The 15,299-nt window shown below is 55.5% G+C and carries 18 protein-coding genes; 5 read left to right on the forward strand and 13 right to left on the reverse strand.

Annotated elements, in window-relative coordinates:
* Positions 1-22 precede the first annotated feature (22 nt).
* Together DUD43_RS12325 and DUD43_RS12330 are read right to left on the reverse strand one after the other, a co-directional pair.
* Positions 23-799 carry a DNA alkylation repair protein gene (locus DUD43_RS12325; RefSeq protein ID WP_153230516.1) on the reverse strand — a complete coding sequence of 259 codons (777 nt, stop codon included), beginning with the start codon at positions 797-799 and terminating at the stop codon, positions 23-25.
* On the reverse strand, positions 796-1,284 hold the full coding sequence (locus tag DUD43_RS12330; RefSeq protein WP_153230517.1) for a MarR family winged helix-turn-helix transcriptional regulator: 489 nt from the start codon (positions 1,282-1,284) through the stop codon (positions 796-798). The genes DUD43_RS12325 and DUD43_RS12330 overlap by 4 nt, the downstream gene beginning before the upstream one ends.
* Positions 1,285-1,618: 334 nt before the next feature.
* Here DUD43_RS12330 and DUD43_RS12335 point away from each other — a divergent pair, with 334 nt between their 5' ends.
* Positions 1,619-2,902 carry a pyridoxal phosphate-dependent aminotransferase gene (locus DUD43_RS12335; protein ID WP_153230518.1) on the forward strand — a complete coding sequence of 428 codons (1,284 nt, stop codon included), beginning with the start codon at positions 1,619-1,621 and terminating at the stop codon, positions 2,900-2,902.
* Between the two features lie 110 nt (positions 2,903-3,012).
* Here the strand turns inward: DUD43_RS12335 and DUD43_RS12340 are convergent, their stop codons facing one another.
* Complete coding sequence (locus tag DUD43_RS12340) at positions 3,013-3,948, reverse strand: LysR family transcriptional regulator (RefSeq protein ID WP_194273388.1); 936 nt, start codon at positions 3,946-3,948, stop codon at positions 3,013-3,015.
* 198 nt (positions 3,949-4,146) lie between these two features.
* Between DUD43_RS12340 and DUD43_RS12345 the strand changes: the two genes are divergently transcribed.
* Both DUD43_RS12345 and DUD43_RS12350 read left to right on the forward strand, forming a co-directional pair.
* Positions 4,147-5,067 carry a ketopantoate reductase family protein gene (locus DUD43_RS12345; protein WP_194273389.1) on the forward strand — a complete coding sequence of 307 codons (921 nt, stop codon included), beginning with the start codon at positions 4,147-4,149 and terminating at the stop codon, positions 5,065-5,067.
* Between the two features lie 43 nt (positions 5,068-5,110).
* Positions 5,111-6,412 (forward strand): MFS transporter, encoded by a 1,302-nt coding sequence (locus DUD43_RS12350; protein WP_153230521.1) that lies wholly within the window; start codon positions 5,111-5,113, stop codon positions 6,410-6,412.
* A 79-nt stretch (positions 6,413-6,491) separates the two neighbouring features.
* On the opposite strand, the gene DUD43_RS12355 is transcribed toward DUD43_RS12350, so the two are convergent.
* Complete coding sequence (locus DUD43_RS12355; protein ID WP_153230522.1) at positions 6,492-7,394, reverse strand: LysR family transcriptional regulator; 903 nt, start codon at positions 7,392-7,394, stop codon at positions 6,492-6,494.
* Positions 7,395-7,538: 144 nt separating this feature from the next.
* Between DUD43_RS12355 and DUD43_RS12360 the strand changes: the two genes are divergently transcribed.
* Positions 7,539-7,964 carry a RidA family protein gene (locus tag DUD43_RS12360; protein ID WP_153231628.1) on the forward strand — a complete coding sequence of 142 codons (426 nt, stop codon included), beginning with the start codon at positions 7,539-7,541 and terminating at the stop codon, positions 7,962-7,964.
* Here the strand turns inward: DUD43_RS12360 and DUD43_RS12365 are convergent.
* The 6 genes from DUD43_RS12365 to DUD43_RS12390 form a co-directional block, all read right to left on the reverse strand.
* The gene (locus tag DUD43_RS12365) at positions 7,906-8,223 is read right to left on the reverse strand and encodes an antibiotic biosynthesis monooxygenase family protein (RefSeq protein WP_153230523.1); all 318 of its coding nucleotides are present in this window, start codon (positions 8,221-8,223) and stop codon (positions 7,906-7,908) included. The two genes, DUD43_RS12360 and DUD43_RS12365, sit on opposite strands and share 59 nt — an antisense overlap.
* A complete protein-coding gene (locus DUD43_RS12370; protein ID WP_153230524.1) occupies positions 8,220-9,218 on the reverse strand; it encodes a zinc-dependent alcohol dehydrogenase family protein in 999 nt (332 codons plus the stop codon). The genes DUD43_RS12365 and DUD43_RS12370 overlap by 4 nt, the downstream gene beginning before the upstream one ends.
* Positions 9,219-9,279: 61 nt before the next feature.
* Complete coding sequence (locus tag DUD43_RS12375) at positions 9,280-9,582, reverse strand: ArsR/SmtB family transcription factor (RefSeq protein ID WP_153230525.1); 303 nt, start codon at positions 9,580-9,582, stop codon at positions 9,280-9,282.
* Positions 9,583-9,601: 19 nt separating this feature from the next.
* Positions 9,602-9,811 (reverse strand): hypothetical protein, encoded by a 210-nt coding sequence (locus DUD43_RS12380; protein ID WP_153230526.1) that lies wholly within the window; start codon positions 9,809-9,811, stop codon positions 9,602-9,604.
* A gap of 5 nt (positions 9,812-9,816) precedes the next feature.
* Entirely contained in the window at positions 9,817-10,404 is a 588-nt protein-coding gene (locus tag DUD43_RS12385) for a TetR/AcrR family transcriptional regulator (protein WP_153230527.1), read from the reverse strand.
* Positions 10,405-10,860 (reverse strand): MaoC family dehydratase, encoded by a 456-nt coding sequence (locus DUD43_RS12390; RefSeq protein ID WP_153230528.1) that lies wholly within the window; start codon positions 10,858-10,860, stop codon positions 10,405-10,407. It lies immediately after the preceding gene.
* Positions 10,861-11,591: 731 nt separating this feature from the next.
* Here DUD43_RS12390 and DUD43_RS12395 point away from each other — a divergent pair.
* Positions 11,592-13,334: an ABC-F family ATP-binding cassette domain-containing protein gene (locus tag DUD43_RS12395; RefSeq protein WP_153230529.1), complete on the forward strand. Its 1,743-nt coding sequence runs from the start codon at positions 11,592-11,594 to the stop codon at positions 13,332-13,334.
* A gap of 102 nt (positions 13,335-13,436) precedes the next feature.
* On the opposite strand, the gene DUD43_RS12400 is transcribed toward DUD43_RS12395, so the two are convergent.
* The 3 genes from DUD43_RS12400 to DUD43_RS12410 all read right to left on the reverse strand — a co-directional run bounded on the left by DUD43_RS12400 (position 13,437) and on the right by DUD43_RS12410 (position 15,278).
* On the reverse strand, positions 13,437-13,940 hold the full coding sequence (locus DUD43_RS12400; protein WP_153230530.1) for a GNAT family N-acetyltransferase: 504 nt from the start codon (positions 13,938-13,940) through the stop codon (positions 13,437-13,439).
* 33 nt (positions 13,941-13,973) lie between these two features.
* Complete coding sequence (locus DUD43_RS12405) at positions 13,974-14,465, reverse strand: RidA family protein (protein WP_153230531.1); 492 nt, start codon at positions 14,463-14,465, stop codon at positions 13,974-13,976.
* 195 nt (positions 14,466-14,660) lie between these two features.
* Positions 14,661-15,278, reverse strand: a complete 618-nt coding sequence (locus DUD43_RS12410; protein WP_153230532.1) for a LysE/ArgO family amino acid transporter — start codon at positions 15,276-15,278, stop codon at positions 14,661-14,663.
* Between the last annotated feature and the right edge of the window lie 21 nt (positions 15,279-15,299).

The raw sequence follows: 15,299 nt of genomic DNA on the forward strand, positions 1-15,299 counted from the left end.
GTCCAGGACTAGAACCGGAGCATCAAGACACGCTGCGCAGTGCCCGTCGACACAGGCGCTGCACAGCGGCATTGTCCGACGATTGCGCCTGCCATTGAGCACATAGATCACGCACCCACTGCGGCTGATCCTTGGCCGCATCATTCAGGAAATTGGCAACCGAGTCCTGCACATACACACTGCCATCACGGTGCAAGGCCTCCAGAATCGGCAACATGCGTTCCGGTTCTTTTTTCAGGATGGCGATATGTGCGCACCACACTCCCCGAGGGCGCAGCGCTTCACACGCAAAGCGCCGCAAATATTCCGAGTCCGAACGCACCCACTGCTGCAAGGACTGAATCGAAAGATCCAGCTCTGCCACCAGGTGAGGGCGTACCGCCATCCAGGCCCATTCACGCACACCAAAATGCGCATCATCAGCCAAAGGACGCAGTGTCTCCAGGCGCTGGGGCACGCTTAATGACTCACGGGCTCCCACCATAAAGCAGGCCCAGCCCCGCACCACATCCGCCGGATGCTCCAAACAACGTGCCCAGGCCATCTCGCCATAGGTGTCCAGCAAATACTCCCCTATGGCTTTCATGCGCTTGAGAATACCCAGTTCAGCCAGAGTGTCGATGTGCTGCGCGCCCTGCTCATCCAGTTCCGGAAACACGGTCGCCACCAGCACACGCTGATCAATGGCCAAGGACTCGGTCAGGGTAAGGCCCTGGATTTCCCCCTTGGACAGGGCCAGCAAAATATCAGCCGGGATGTCCGCGACCCTGGCATAACCCTTGCGGTTTTCGGTACTCATGATGCTTGTTCTCCACCGGCGGCTTTGTTCAACAAGGTGCTGAGCTGCGTGCATTCTGCCTCGGTCAAATGCTGGAACAGCTCGCCTATCCACTGGGCGTGGGTTCCTACCAGCGTCCTGGCCAGCTCCGCCCCCTGAGGGCTCAGTTTCACCATGACGGAACGCCGGTCAGCCTCGGCCGCAAAGCGCTGCACCAGGCCCGCTTTCAGCAAGCCATCCACCAGGGTTGTGACGGTTGCCCGCGTCACGCCTGCCCGTTCAGCCAGGATGTGGGAGGGCATGCCCTCAGGCGCGTCTTCCAGCAGGAACAAAAGCACAAAACGGGCCTCGCTCAAACCATGAGGGGCCAGCAAGGCGGCGCAGTCTCGATCAATACGGGCAGACAAGGACAGGAGCTGAAAACACAGGGACATGCCCTGAACGTTGACGCCCTTCTGCTGCTCTGCGTGCGAGAGCAAGGCCTGATATTTGGTTTCCAGTTTCATAATTCGATATCAAATGATTTGATATCGAATCTTAATATCGGACCCAGTCAAAAACAAGAAAAATAAAAGGAGTCTGCTGGTCCGAAATGAAGCTGGGTGATTTCACATCATGCCGATTCAATCCACAAAGCGGAATATGCCCGGCTAGTAAGGAGCCTATCTACAAAGACAGCCGATTTTTCGACAAAAGAGTGTCGCCAAAATTCGACAATGCCACATTTTAAGCTTGATGCTTACAAGAGAGGCTCACGCATGCGGTAAGGTATAAGGCTGGTCAGGTATCAGCCCTGCCACCGTTCATCAGCAGCACACATGGAATCCGATTACCAGCATCATGAATAGCATCAAGAAATCGAGCAAATTGGCGAATGTTTTGTACGATATTCGCGGCCCCATCATGGACCGGGCCAAGCAAATGGAAGACGAGGGACAGCAACTGATCAAGCTGAATATCGGCAACCTGGCGGTATTCGGTTTCGACGCCCCGGAAGAAATCCAGCTCGACATGATCCGCAACCTGCCCAACTCATCGGGCTACTCGGATAGCAAAGGTATTTTTGCCGCACGCAAAGCCGTCATGCACTACACCCAGGAACAAGGGATCAAGGGCGTGACGCTGGAAGATATTTATCTGGGCAATGGCGCCTCTGAACTGATTGCCATGGCCACCAATGCCCTGCTGGACGACGGCGACGAACTGCTCCTGCCCATGCCCGACTACCCGTTGTGGACGGCCGTAACCAGCCTGTCCGGCGGCACTCCCGTGCATTACCTGTGCGACGAATCCAAGGGCTGGATTCCGGATCTGGACGATATCCGTTCCAAGATCACTCCGCGCACCAAGGGCCTGGTTGTCATCAACCCGAACAACCCCACCGGCGTGCTCTACCCCGACTCCGTGCTGCAAGCCCTGGTCGATATTGCCCGCGAATTCAATCTGGTGTTGCTGGCCGACGAAGTCTACGACAAGGTCCTGTTCGACGACATGAAGCACACTGCCATGGCCAGCCTGTCCAACGACGTGCTGACCCTGACCTTCAACTCGCTGTCCAAGAGCTACCGCGCATGTGGTTACCGCGCAGGCTGGCTGGTGATTTCGGGCGACAAGAAAGCCGGTGCCGACTACATCGAAGGTCTGAGCATGCTGGCCAATATGAAGCTGTGCGCGAACGTGCCCGGCCAATGGGCCATTCAGACCGCCTTGGGTGGCTATCAAAGCATTAACGATCTGGTTTGCGAAGGCGGACGCCTGCGTCGTCAGCGCGATCTGGCTTACGAGCTGATCACCGCGATTCCAGGGGTCAGCTGCGTCATGCCCCACGCTGCCCTGTACATGTTCCCGCGTCTGGACCCCGAGGTTTACCCCATCAAGGACGACCGTCAGTTCTTCCTGCAACTGCTGGAAGCCACACGCGTAATGCTGGTGCAAGGCACGGGCTTTAACTGGCCCCATCCGGATCACTTCCGCATGGTGTTCCTGCCCCACGAGCCGGACCTGCGCGAGGCCATCAACCGCATCGCCAAGTTCCTGAAAGACTATCGCATCAAGCACGGCACGGAACGGCCCGAGTTCGCTCAGGCTACCCTTCCTGCTGAAGGCAGTGCAGAGGCCGTGTAAGCCATCAGGCATGCACACCTGGCTTGGGCAAGATGCAAGCCACGTCTGAATGAGAAACGCCCGATGCACTTGCATCGGGCGTTTTGCTTTTCAAGGCCCCTGCTCAGCGCCTAGGTTTTTGCTGCTTTCTTGTTGATCAGATTCTGGATCTCATCCAGGAACTTCAAAGCCGGGCCGGGCAAGCGGCCAAAACGACGGTAATAGGTGGAAAAACGTCGCTCCTGATTCATGCCTTCCACCATGATTTCCTGCACCATGCCAGCCTGCAATTCAGCCAGGTACATGGGACGCCCCAGCCAACTGACAAAGCCCGATTGCGTGACCAGGCTTTTCAGCAAGGGAATGGACAGGCTGGACACCGTCACTGTCGGTGCCGGCAGACCTTTATCCAAGAACAAGGCCATCAGGCGGTTGTGCGGCTCGGTATTCCTGGGCACAAAACACCAGCGCTCCTGCAAGAGGTCTTCCATCGTCACTTGTGGCTTGGCCAGCAAAGGATGCTGCGCCCCCACTACGACACGCATGGTTTCACTCCACTTTTCATCCCCGGCAACAGTGCGTTCGGTTTCAATCGTCTCGGGTGCGATCAGCAAGTCCAGGTGATAGTTCTCCAGTTTTTCGACCAGACCATTCCAGATGCCTTCCGTGACCTCGATCTCTATGCCCGGCCAACGGTCCAGATACGCCGCAATGGCAGTGGGCGCAAAAATCGCGGAGGTTCCCGCCGTCACCCCTATCCGCAGCACCCCAGTTGCCAGACCTCGCAAGCGATTCATTTCCTTGCGGGCAATCTGTTCTTCCTGACTCAGGGTTTGGGCATGCGGAGCCAAGGCCGTTCCAAAGGCTGTCAGGCGCATGCCACCGGAATGGCGCTCGAACAAGGGCTCGCCCACCGCCTGTTCCAGCCGCTTGATGATGCGGCTTAAAGCGGGCTGCGTCAGGTTCATTTTGTCGGCGGCTCGACCCAGCGATCCGGTCTCGACTACCGCCAAAAAAGCGCGCAATTCGTTCAAGTTGTAGACCATACCGAACTGTAATGACTTCACCCTTAAATAGCAATATTCAGGAATACCCCTCGCTCCTACACTATCGAAAAAAAGATTAATCCTTGGGGGACAAAACCATGCTTCAAACAGCGCCACGCTGGGCCTACGCCATCGCAAGCCAGGTATTCCTTTTTTAAACAATGGCCTGCCTTGCGCAAGCCATCTGCTTTCACTTTCCAAACCATGAACAAGCCCACTATGAAAATTTGTATTGGTGGTGGCGGAGCCATGGGCAGCCTGTTTGCCTGGCAGCTCTGGCGCTCCGGTGCTCAAGTCCATATTTACGACCCCTGGGTCGAGCATGTGCAGGCCATCCAAGCACAGGGCCTGCGGGTGGATTACGCCCAGGGTCAGGAAACCGCTATGCTCTTTGCCAGCAATAATGCGACCGACATTGGCCCCTGTGATGTCCTGATGATTTTTGGCAAATTCCACCAAACCGCAGCCCTGATTCAGGCTTGTCAGCCTGTGCTCCGGCCCGACACGCTGATCCTGACCTTGCAAAATGGCCTGGGCAATATCGAGATCCTGAAAAACGCCAACCCCAAGCATCGCCTGGCCTTTGGTTTGACGACCCTGACCAGCGAACTGCATGGACCGGGCCATATCGAATCCAGCTACAGCGGTACGGGCGAGACCTTTTTCTGGCCCATGGACGGGCAAGTCACTGACACAGAAATACGTCTTGGCCAATTGCTGAGCAGCCCGATCGGCACCATGACGCTGGACGCCCAGATCGAGCTGCGCATCTGGAAAAAACTGGTGATCAATTGCTGCCTGAATACCGTCTGCGCCCTGGCCAATAGCAATGTGGCCCAAGTCGCTTCTACGCAAGGGGTCTGGCAACTGTTCGAGAACATCATCAGCGAAATCGTGACACTGGCGGCCATGAAGCACATTCCGCTAACCCGCGATATGGCTCTGTCCTATCTAAGCCAGGTTTGCGAAGACGCGGCGGATCACTTCCCGTCCATGGTGATGGACATTCGACGCGGCAAACGCACCGAGATCGACTGCCTGAACGGTGCCATCGTGCAGCAGCTTAAAAAGCGTGGCTTCAGTGCCCCCTGCAATGAGACAGTGACCTCACTCATCAATGTTTTAGAGGCGCGAGCCTGAATACCCAAAAGCAAACATAACAAAGCACTATCTGGAGGAAATAATGGCTGGAACGACTTACTCGGGCGCTGCTTGGCCAGTGCCCACCCGCATCACCCTGAGAGTTGTATTTCTGTGTTTTTTAGCCATTCTGTTTGAGGGCTACGACGTAGGCGTCATGGGGGCGATTCTGCCTGCTCTGGCGGCTGACAAGGCTTGGGAACTGTCGCCCCTGGAGCTGGGAGCCCTGGGCAGCTACGCCTTGCTGGGCATGTTCTTCGGTGCCCTGGCCATAGGCACCCTGAGCGATATGGTGGGCCGCAAGAAAATGCTGATACTGTGTGTGGCGGGATTCTCCCTGTCCATGGCAGGCGCAGCCTGGGCTCCTACCCCGGCTGTCTTTGGTATCTTCCGCTTTTTCGGCGGGCTGGCGCTGGGCGGCGTCATTCCGGTTGCTGCGGCCTACACCATTGAGTTCTCGCCCCCGCAGCGTCGCAGCCTGAACTATGGGCTGATGTACTCGGGCTACTCTCTGGGGATTTTGTCCTCGGCCCTGATTGCCATGTGGCTTCTGCCGCAATTTGGCTGGCGCGAGGTGGTGGCCGTGGGTGCGCTGCCCATTATTTCCGTCCCCTTTCTGATCAAGTTCTTGCCAGAGTCGCTGGACTACTTGCAGACCAAGGGACGTCACACCGAAGCCCTGAGCTTGGCGAACAAGCTGGGCATGAACTCCCTGCCTGCTGCCAGCACTGCCGAGCCCGTACAAGCGAACTGGCGCAGTGTGCTGCGAGCCATCTTTGGTCCCGGCTATTTGCGTGCCACTGTCTGCTTCTGGCTGGCTCTGTTTTTCGGCATGATGCTGGTGTATGGCCTGAACACCTGGCTGCCGCAGATCATGCGCCAGAACGGATTCGATCTGGGCTCCAGCCTGATGTTCCTGGTGGTGTTCAGTCTGGCATCGGCGCTGGGTGGTGTGTTCCTGGGTAGCCTGGCCGACCGCAGCGGCCCCCGCCGCATCGTGTTCCTGTTTTACCTGTTGGGTGGTCTGGCGATTCTGGGCCTGATGCTGGGGAACTCGCTATTCACGAACTATGTGCTGGTCGCACTGGCCGGGATAGGCAGTATTTCTACGTCCTTGATTCTGACGGGCTATCTGACCAATTACTACAGCCCGCATGCACGTGGTACGGCAACCGGCTGGGCCATGAGCTTTGCCCGCCTGGGCGCGGTATGCGGCCCGCTGGTAGGCGGTTATATCGGGAATCTGGGTCTGGCCGTCAGCTGGAACTTCATTGTGTTCTCGGTGGCGGGACTGGGAGCAGCGTTGATGGTGGCCGCAATCCCGGCCCGTCCTTCGGGAGAGTAAAGCCAGGCGGTATTGAACTTGCTTTCAAATAGGCTTGTTCAAACAAGTAGAGGATGCAGGGGCGCGATAAATGCGCCCCTCATTTCAGATCAGCCAGCAGTTCTGTCACCCAATCAATAAAAACACGTAGCCGAACATTCGTATGCTTGCTGCGGTGAAAAGCCACATGCAAGGGCATGGGGTCCATCGTCCAGTCGGGGAATAGCGCCATCAAGCGCCCTGTTTGCACGGCTTCCCTGGCCAGATATTCCGGCAAGCAAACCAGCCCTAAACCCGCTTCGCCCGCTGCCAGATAGGCATTGCCATCATTCACGGCCAAACCATAACGGCCTGGCAAAGCAACCCGCTCTTTATGACGACGCAAGGCATAAGGAAACGGCTTGTTCTGATGCTCCCACAGATACCCCACCATTCGGTGGGCAGACCCTTCCAGTTCTTTGGGATGCGTAGCTACACCAAACTGCTCCAGATACGACGGCGCCGCATAGATGGCCAGATGCAATTCCCCTACGCGCTTGGCGATCAAGGACTGATCCTGAATCTGGCCACCGCGAACTACACAGTCCATGCTTTCATCCAGCAGATCTACCGTCTTGTCGCCCACTCCCATATCCAGCTGAATATCCGGGTAGCGTGCATAGAACGAAGGCAGAGCGGGCACCAGCACACGGCTGGCTAAAGGGCTGGGCACATCCACTCGCAAGCGTCCACTGGGCGAAGCCAGGGCCTGGGCCAGATCCCGCTCACTGTCCTCCAAGTCAGCCAGCAATTGCTCGACGCGCTCGAAGTAAAGTGCTCCAGCGCTGGTCACGCTGACCTTGCGTGTCGTGCGATTCAGCAAGCTCACCTGCAAGCGCGCCTCCAGTTGCTGCACCAGATGCGTGGCCCTGGTTCGACTGATATGCAAAGCCTGAGCCGCCCTGGTAAAGCTGCCCGTTTCCACCACCTTGGCAAAGGTACGCATCGCTTCAAAACGGTCCACGCATTATCTCCAATCGGTAGCAGGGATTGTTTGGATTATAGAAACAGTGTTGTCTGCCATCCAGCGTTTATCTGCTCACGCCCAGGGCCTACAGTGAATAGTTCAATGAACTTCGCCTGCGCCCAGCAGGCACAGGAAAGCATGATGACTCCCCTACGCCTTGCGGTATTCCCCACCGAACGCCAAGCCTTGTATGAGCGCGGGCATTACTCACCCGCGATTCGCTCCAACGGCTTTTTATTTGTTTCCGGCCAAGTGGGCAGCCGCGAGGACGGCTCGCCCGAGCCGGATCTGGAACAGCAAATACGCCTGGCTTTTGAGAACCTCAATACCGTACTGGCCGCCGCAGGCTGCAGCTTTGCGCATGTGCTGGATGTGACACTGTTTCTGGTGAACCCGGAGGCAAATCTGGAAACCCTGTGGAAGGTTCTGCCGGACTATTGGGGTGACGCCCCCTACCCGGCACTGACAGGCGTAGGGGTTCCGTGGTTGTCGGGTTTTCAATTCGAGATCAAGGTGGTGGCGCAGTTGCCCGAACAAAATCCCCAGCACTCATGTGATGCACCATAGGCTCATCGACTAAATAGTCTTGAAGCACCTGCATGAAAACCCGGTGATCTTCCCCCTTTTCAAAAACCATGACATGGTCCTCCAAAGAGGCCCAGCACACGATCAACGTGAACAGATGCGGTGCTTCCACTCCCTGAGCCAGCAGGTGCCCCTGATAACCCTGGGCACGCTGCAATAAAGGAGCGACCTGTTCAAATGCCTGTCTGAAAGCCGCCGCCTGTTCCAGCCGTACCGGCAATTGCGCCACTTCATAAATCATGCGTTTTCCTTGGCGCTATGCTCGGCAATCAGAGCCGGATCAATCGCAATGGCAATTTTTCCTTGCAAGCCATTATTCGGGCTTTCCAGACGTGCATGCGCCAGGCCTATATCAGCCAAGGCATACACCGCGCCTACATGCGGGCGCAGTTGACCACGTTCGACCAAGGCACTCAGCTCGTCCAGCTTGCCGCGGTTTTGACGGGTAAATACAAAGTGATAGCTGGCGTTCTTGCCCCAGGCCTGAATCAGATTTTGTGGCTGGGCAATATCCACAATCGAAACAATCCGGCCCAACTGTGCCAGGGCATCGGGACTGCGCGACAAGGTGTTGCCGCCGATGGTATCGAACACAACATCCACGCCCTGCCCGTCGGTTTCGCGCATGATAGCCTCGACGTAATCCTCCTTCTCATAATCAATGATCACATCCGCTCCCAGGCCACGAACAAACTCGGCATGCGTAGCGCGTGCCGTCGTGAATACCTGCGCCCCGATAGACTTGGCCAGTTGAATCGCTACGTGGCCCACGCCACCTGCTCCACCATGAATCAGAATACGCTCGCCCACTCGCAGCCCGGCACGCACAACCAAGGCCTCCCAAGCGGTGCCTCCCACCAGCGTCAGGCTGGCCGCTTCCAGATGGCTCAAGGTCGCAGGCTTCTTGCCCACAATGCTTTGGTCAGCCACGTGATACTCGGCATAGCTGCCTTGCCCTTCAAAAATCTGCGGGGTGTACCAGACCTCATCACCAGGAACAAAACTGCGCACACCTGGGCCTACCTGCTCCACCACGCCAGAGACATCGTGACCCGTAATAGCGGGCAGTGGCACCAGGTCCGCGTAATCGCCACGCCGCACCTGATAGTCCAGCGGGTTGATGGAACTGGCATGCACACGCACCAGCACTTGCCCGGCCCCAGGCACAGGCTTGGGCACCTCGGCCAGTTCAAAAGAATCAGGGCCACCAAATGATTTCAATCGCATTGCTTTCATGAACAATCCTTAGTTCGTTAAAAAGGGATATCGGGAATTATCGATGTATTGGGATAAAAAATTACAGGTCCGAGCCGATCAGTTCAGCCAGAGCCTGAATATTTGCCTCGTTGCGCTTGTAATAAGTCCATTGGCCAATCCGACGAACCTCGACCAGACCAGCTCGCTGCAAGGTCGCCAGGTAATCAGACACCGTGGACTGAGACAAACCCACACCTTCCTGAATACTACTGACGCAAACCCCGACCTCGTTCACATCCCCTTCGTCTTGCGCAGGGAAATGCTTGGCCGGATCTTTCAAACCTTTCAAGATTTCAAGACGCGTGCGGTTAGAGAGCGCTTTGAATATATCGAGCAATTCCATGGATGCATTATATCGAAAATTACCGATATGCCAATGTAGTAAATTTATTTTTAACAACAACAACAACAACAACAACAACAACAACAACAACAACAACAACAACAACAACAACAACAACAACAACAACAACAATGATCGCGGTTAGGTGCAGAGGTGGTCTTCCAAGACCTGCAGGCATCCCAAAAGAAACACCAGCCCCCTTGCGCTCATCATTAAAGCTACTTATCAAGCCACTTAGTCAGACTCACTACCGGGCAATGCGGCCAACACCGCGGCCTGCATCTCTTGCGTAAATGCAGTATCACCCATGGCCCGGCTGATCATCCCTGTCCCCAACATGGCGGCAAACAAGAGCATGATTTGCTCTTCGGTCTGCTCGGCACAGGCTTGCACGGCCACACTACGGAACTGCTCAAACAAGCGCTCTACCCCTTCGCTGTAAATCGCCGTGGTCTGCGCATCCGCAGGCAAGCCGCTGGCCAGGGAAGAAAAGGCCAGAATCGGGCAGCTTTGGGTTTGAGGCCGGTGCTTGAAATAACGCCGCATCAAGGCTTGAAAGCCTTGCACGGCATCTTCTTCATAGCGCTGATTGATACGCTCCCAGGACTCCGAGGACTGGGTGAAAGCAAAGCGGGAAGCCTCATCAATCAAGGCCTCTTTGGAGGCAAACTGCTTGTAGAAAGCGCCAGCCGTCTGGCCCGCATCTTTCATGATGTCCCCGATGGAAACCCCTTCCACCCCATGTTTGCGAAACAGCCGACAAGCCGTTTCCAGCACCCGCTCGCGGTTGCGTTCGGCCTGCTCACGCGAGACACGCCCCATTCAAACCTCCGGACGACGAAAAGCAATCAGCTTGGCCACCAGGCGCTGACACACTTCATTGTTTTGATTCATGGTGTGAGACTCCACCACCACCATTCCCCTGTCCGCTTTGGAGCGGGAGGGCTGAATATCGATGATTTTACTGAGCACATGCAAGACATTGCCAGGGCGCGTAGGCCGTGGCCAGTCGATCTGCCCGCCCGCTCCAATAATCCCCTGACTGAATACCAGACTGTCCACCAAAAGCTTCATGGTAATGGCGGCCGTATGCCAGCCGCTGGCCGCCAAACCGTGGAAGAACGTGTCCTTGGCCGCTTCTGCATCCAGGTGAAAAGGCTGCGGATCAAACTGGCGGGCAAAACTGACAATTTGCGCTTCATCCAGAGCATGCTCTGCGCTGCGAAACTCCATTCCCAGGGCCAGATCTTCAAGATAGACAGGTGCTGTAAGGCTCATCCGAATACTCTCCAGAAAGTGTGTGAGTGCGTGTCGCTGCCCGCATAAATAGATTATGAATAGCAGCTATCCTTGCATAGCTTTCTCTGAAAATCAACAATAGATTATGAACATACTCTATTTTAAAAATGGTGATAATTCTGCTTTTTCTTACTGAGTAACAACGCAGCCTGGAGTTTGAAAACACATACTCAAACACCGAAGATTGATCTGAAAATCGCTTGCTTGCGGCTAGCAAAAAGCATGGAAACCCGTAATGCACCTACCTGCCTCATCCCCATCTTGAGCTGAATAAATGCGCCTTTAATGCCACACATAGCCTCAAAATCCAGCATCTTGATTTTCTATAGCTCAACAAGCTGATTACAATCACAGCCTTGCGGTTTTGTCGGGACGGACGGCGTTTCACACCTGTCTTTCTTTCCCTGGCACAACCAGTCCTTACCCTGCCCTGAGGCCACAGGCTCGTTGACCCAAGGAGTCTCCTGCACCCGCTTCAGGCATGGCTAACCCATTGATTAAGAGGAGATCCTACACCTATGTGCAAATTCATTTATGCACTCTTCTTTGGTATAGAGAACGGCTCAAGTTTTCGATTTCGCAGCGCGATAATCTAGACTTGAGCGAAGCAATAACTCACTGAAGGACTTCACTCAGGCCTCAAGAATTATCGTCAGCTTCTATTGACGAGGATGCGTTGTACCCGCGCACCCAAGAAACTTGAGCATCTCATGAGTACATTACTGTCGGTCCACTCACTCTCTTACGAAACCCTTTCCGGTCCTTTATTCAAAGAAATTGCCTTCACTATCAAGGCCGGAGATCGAGTTGGACTTATAGGCCACAACGGTTGTGGCAAAAGCACTTTAATCAGCCTGCTTTGTGGCGAACTGACGCCCAAACAAGGCAGTATTTCACTAGCAAACCACTGCATTCTGGCGCGTGTTGAACAATACCTGCCAGCAGATCTGCACGCCTTGAGTTTGCTGAACGCCGTACTGGCTGCCCTACCCGCAGAGCAGCAAAACACGGATGCCTGGCGCGCAGAAACCCTGCTCGGCGAGATGGGCTTTCAGGAACAGGACTGGCATACCCAGGTCAGTGCTTTAAGTGGTGGGCAATACACTCGCCTGCTGCTGGCACGGGCCTTGATTACCCAGCCTGATCTGCTCTTGCTGGACGAGCCCAGCAACCACTTGGACTTGCCTTCCCTGCTGTGGCTGGAAAGCTTTCTAAGCAGCTGGCGCGGCACGTTTGTGCTGGTCTCTCACGACCAGCGCCTGCTGGATCGTGTCTGCAACAGCACCATTATTTTGCGCGATCGCACGCTGTCTTTTTTCTCTCTTCCTTGCTCTGCCGCGCGTGAAGCATTGCGCAATCGGGACGAGACGGATTTGCGTCGTCATCAAGGCGAACAAAGGGAAATTGATCGCATCGAACAAAGCGCAAAACGCCTGGCTATCTGGGGACAGGTCTACGACAACGAGACCTTTGCCCGCAAAGCCCAAAGCATGGAAAAACGGCTGTCCAAACTACGCGAAAACCAGACCGATCTGACGGATGGCACACCCTGGACCTTGCAACTGCATGGTCTGGACATGAAGGCAGATCGTCTGCTGGATATCGCGGATATGGCCGTCAGCCCGGCCGAGAACCTGCCTGCCCTCTTTCAGGCCCATGGCTTGCAAGTGCGCAGCGGGGATCGCATCGGATTGGTCGGTCGAAATGGTTGCGGTAAATCCTCTTTGCTGCGTCAGTTATGGCGATACTGGCAGGCCGAAGCGGACATGGACGGGCTGAAGTTTCACCCGCAATGCCGCATTGGTTACTACGACCAGGACCAGCAGCAACTGGATGGTTCCAAGACCTTGCTGCATGCCTTGCAGGACTTTTCGCCCTTGCCGGACGATGTCAGGAAAATGGCACTGATCAGTGCCGGCTTCCCTTACCTGCGGCATGCACAGAAAGTGGATAGCTTGAGTGGTGGCGAGCGTGCTCGGCTGATGTTCATTGCCCTGTCGCTGGCCAACTATCATCTGCTGTTTCTGGACGAACCTACCAACCACCTGGATCTGGAAGGCAAGGAAGAACTGGCAGAGGAACTGTGCGAATTCAAAGGCGGTTTTATCCTGGTCACCCACGACCGGGAGCTGCTGGAGAAAAGCTGCAATCGCTTCTGGCTGGTGGACGAAGGTTCCTTGACGGAAATGCTGGACCTGACGCAGTTATATGCCTCTCTGGTTCAGACAGATCAAGCAGAGAAATCCTCCCCAGCTTCCAGCCCAGGCACATTGGGCACGAAGACGGCTCAATCAGCCCCCTCCAGCGACGACAGTTTGCTGGAACAACTGATTGAGCTGGAAAGCAGACTGGAAGCGGATCTGGCACGCAAGCCCAAGCATCAAAAGCCTGGCTTGCAAGAGGTCTGGCAAGCGGAAATCCACAAGCTGCGCCAAGCCTTGAATCTGGAATAATCCAGACCTTATGCCTTGCCTGTTCAACAGATCCGGCAAGGCATAAAAAAAACAGCCCCTTGTTGTCAGTTGCAACAAGGGGCTGCCTTTATCTATCTGGTTTTAATCCGCTAAATCCAGCACCAAAGTCTGTGACATCAAAGGGGAACCCTCACGCAAAGGCTCGGGCTCTCCGCTGGGTACAAAGCCGTAGTTTTCATACAGCCGGACGGCTGCTTCATTTGTCAGGGTCACACCTAGACGAATACACGCTGCTTGTCTGTTTTTTGCCCATTTCACCGCGGCATCCAGCAGACCAAAACCTGCCCGCAAACCTCGCGCGGATGGTGCCACCCACATCTGGTAAATATCGGCCACAGCGGGTTCCGAGGCAGACAGCTTGCACCAGACCAGGCCACAAGCTATCCCCTCTTTTTCAGCCAACAAGACATGGTCCGTCTCGGACGCACAAGCAGCTTGAATTCGCTCCTGCCAGAAATGCTCAGGATGTGCGGACTCCACGGCATAGGTACTCCCAAAGGCATCAGGAGAATCACGCAAGGCGCTTAGACGCAATGCCTGATAGGCTCGCCATTCCTGCGCCTGAACCGGACGAATAGAGATCACAACACATCCTTTTCAAAAAGAGTCTGGTGGCGATCAAGGCCGTACGGCTGTCACCTCCAGCTCGACCAGCCAACCAGGGTTCACCAGAGCCTGGACCACCATAGCGGATCGTACGGGCAGATTTGGCTGGTCCTTGGTGCCGAAGTACTTGGAATAGCCTGCCATGAAGCCATCAAAATCCAGCTTGCCGCCATCGGGGGCAACCAGGAAAGCCTGCATCTTGATAATGTCCCCGACCGACATGCCCATACCTTCCAGCTGAGCCTTGATTTGCTCCATGATGGACTCGGTTTGCTGCTGCATATTGCCATAGGCTGCCGGGCTGGCTGCATCCGCCGACTTGTCGCGCACAGCAGGAACAGTGCCGCTCAAGTAAACCGTGGTTTTACCGGCAGGCACTTCCACTGCCGTCAAAATCGGGAAATCCGAATTGGGAATAGGATGGCGCTTCACATCCTGCGCCAACGCCGGTGCAGCCAGGCTGCTGATCAAGGCAGCAGAGGCAAGCATCTTCACGACATTCATAGTTTTCTCCTGATTGAAGGTTCAAAAACCAAGACTTCATTAGGTACAAGCTCTTCCCTAAAGCCTATTTAATTTCAGAAAGACAGCTCAAAGTTAAGACAGTTATCTTTTGATTCAAAAAACCTGGCTTTTCCCGGCCTGTGACACAGGCTGTTATCAGGAGGACAAGCAGCAAACCGCTGCCTGGACCAAGACTTAATGCAAAGGCCGCAGCAGCAATAAAGCACACAGGGCCAACATGAAAACAGCGATGCTGCCGTCCAGCACACGCCAGGCCAGCGGCTGACGAAACACGGGTTGCAGCAATCGCGCCCCGTAGCCCAAGGCCAGAAACCAGCTGGCACTGGCTGCACAGGCGCCCAGGGCGAATGCCCACTGCAAGTTGCCGGGATAAGGCGTAGACAGACTGCCCAACAGCACCATCGTGTCCAGATAGACGTGGGGGTTCAAGAAGGTGAAGGCCAGACAGGTCAGCAAGATGCGGCGACGATTGCGCTCGCTACCCTGCCCGGCCATCAGGCTTCCCTTGCCGGTCCAGGCTCGCTGTGCCGCCAGCAGCCCATACCAGGCCAGAAAAGCCGCGCCGCCAAAGCGCAGAACTTGCAACAAGCCAGGCCATTCCTGTACCAGAGTACCGATGCCAGCCACGCCTCCCAGAATCAAGACAATATCGGCCAGCGCGCAGATCGCTACCACCAAACCCACATGACTACGCTCCAGTCCCTGCTGCAACACAAAGGCATTTTGGGTGCCAATAGCCATGATCAGGCCTGCACCTGTCAGAAAGCCAGTCGCTACAACAGAGAAGAACATGCCATCCATCCACAGAATTGA

Source organism: Alcaligenes faecalis (assembly GCF_009497775.1).
Taxonomy (GTDB): domain Bacteria; phylum Pseudomonadota; class Gammaproteobacteria; order Burkholderiales; family Burkholderiaceae_B; genus Alcaligenes; species Alcaligenes faecalis_D.

What these genes read in the sequence shown, in the direction of transcription:
- DUD43_RS12325 (WP_153230516.1), bottom strand. Translation starts at nt 799, where the DNA reads ATGAGTACCGAAAACCGCAAGGGTTATGCCAGGGTCGCGGACATCCCG.
- DUD43_RS12330 (WP_153230517.1), bottom strand. Translation starts at nt 1,284, where the DNA reads ATGAAACTGGAAACCAAATATCAGGCCTTGCTCTCGCACGCAGAGCAG.
- DUD43_RS12335 (WP_153230518.1), top strand. Translation starts at nt 1,619, where the DNA reads ATGAATAGCATCAAGAAATCGAGCAAATTGGCGAATGTTTTGTACGAT.
- DUD43_RS12345 (WP_194273389.1), top strand. Translation starts at nt 4,147, where the DNA reads ATGAAAATTTGTATTGGTGGTGGCGGAGCCATGGGCAGCCTGTTTGCC.
- DUD43_RS12350 (WP_153230521.1), top strand. Translation starts at nt 5,111, where the DNA reads ATGGCTGGAACGACTTACTCGGGCGCTGCTTGGCCAGTGCCCACCCGC.
- DUD43_RS12360 (WP_153231628.1), top strand. Translation starts at nt 7,539, where the DNA reads ATGACTCCCCTACGCCTTGCGGTATTCCCCACCGAACGCCAAGCCTTG.
- DUD43_RS12365 (WP_153230523.1), bottom strand. Translation starts at nt 8,223, where the DNA reads ATGATTTATGAAGTGGCGCAATTGCCGGTACGGCTGGAACAGGCGGCG.
- DUD43_RS12370 (WP_153230524.1), bottom strand. Translation starts at nt 9,218, where the DNA reads ATGAAAGCAATGCGATTGAAATCATTTGGTGGCCCTGATTCTTTTGAA.
- DUD43_RS12375 (WP_153230525.1), bottom strand. Translation starts at nt 9,582, where the DNA reads ATGGAATTGCTCGATATATTCAAAGCGCTCTCTAACCGCACGCGTCTT.
- DUD43_RS12385 (WP_153230527.1), bottom strand. Translation starts at nt 10,404, where the DNA reads ATGGGGCGTGTCTCGCGTGAGCAGGCCGAACGCAACCGCGAGCGGGTG.
- DUD43_RS12390 (WP_153230528.1), bottom strand. Translation starts at nt 10,860, where the DNA reads ATGAGCCTTACAGCACCTGTCTATCTTGAAGATCTGGCCCTGGGAATG.
- DUD43_RS12395 (WP_153230529.1), top strand. Translation starts at nt 11,592, where the DNA reads ATGAGTACATTACTGTCGGTCCACTCACTCTCTTACGAAACCCTTTCC.
- DUD43_RS12405 (WP_153230531.1), bottom strand. Translation starts at nt 14,465, where the DNA reads ATGAATGTCGTGAAGATGCTTGCCTCTGCTGCCTTGATCAGCAGCCTG.
- DUD43_RS12410 (WP_153230532.1), bottom strand. Translation starts at nt 15,278, where the DNA reads ATGTTCTTCTCTGTTGTAGCGACTGGCTTTCTGACAGGTGCAGGCCTG.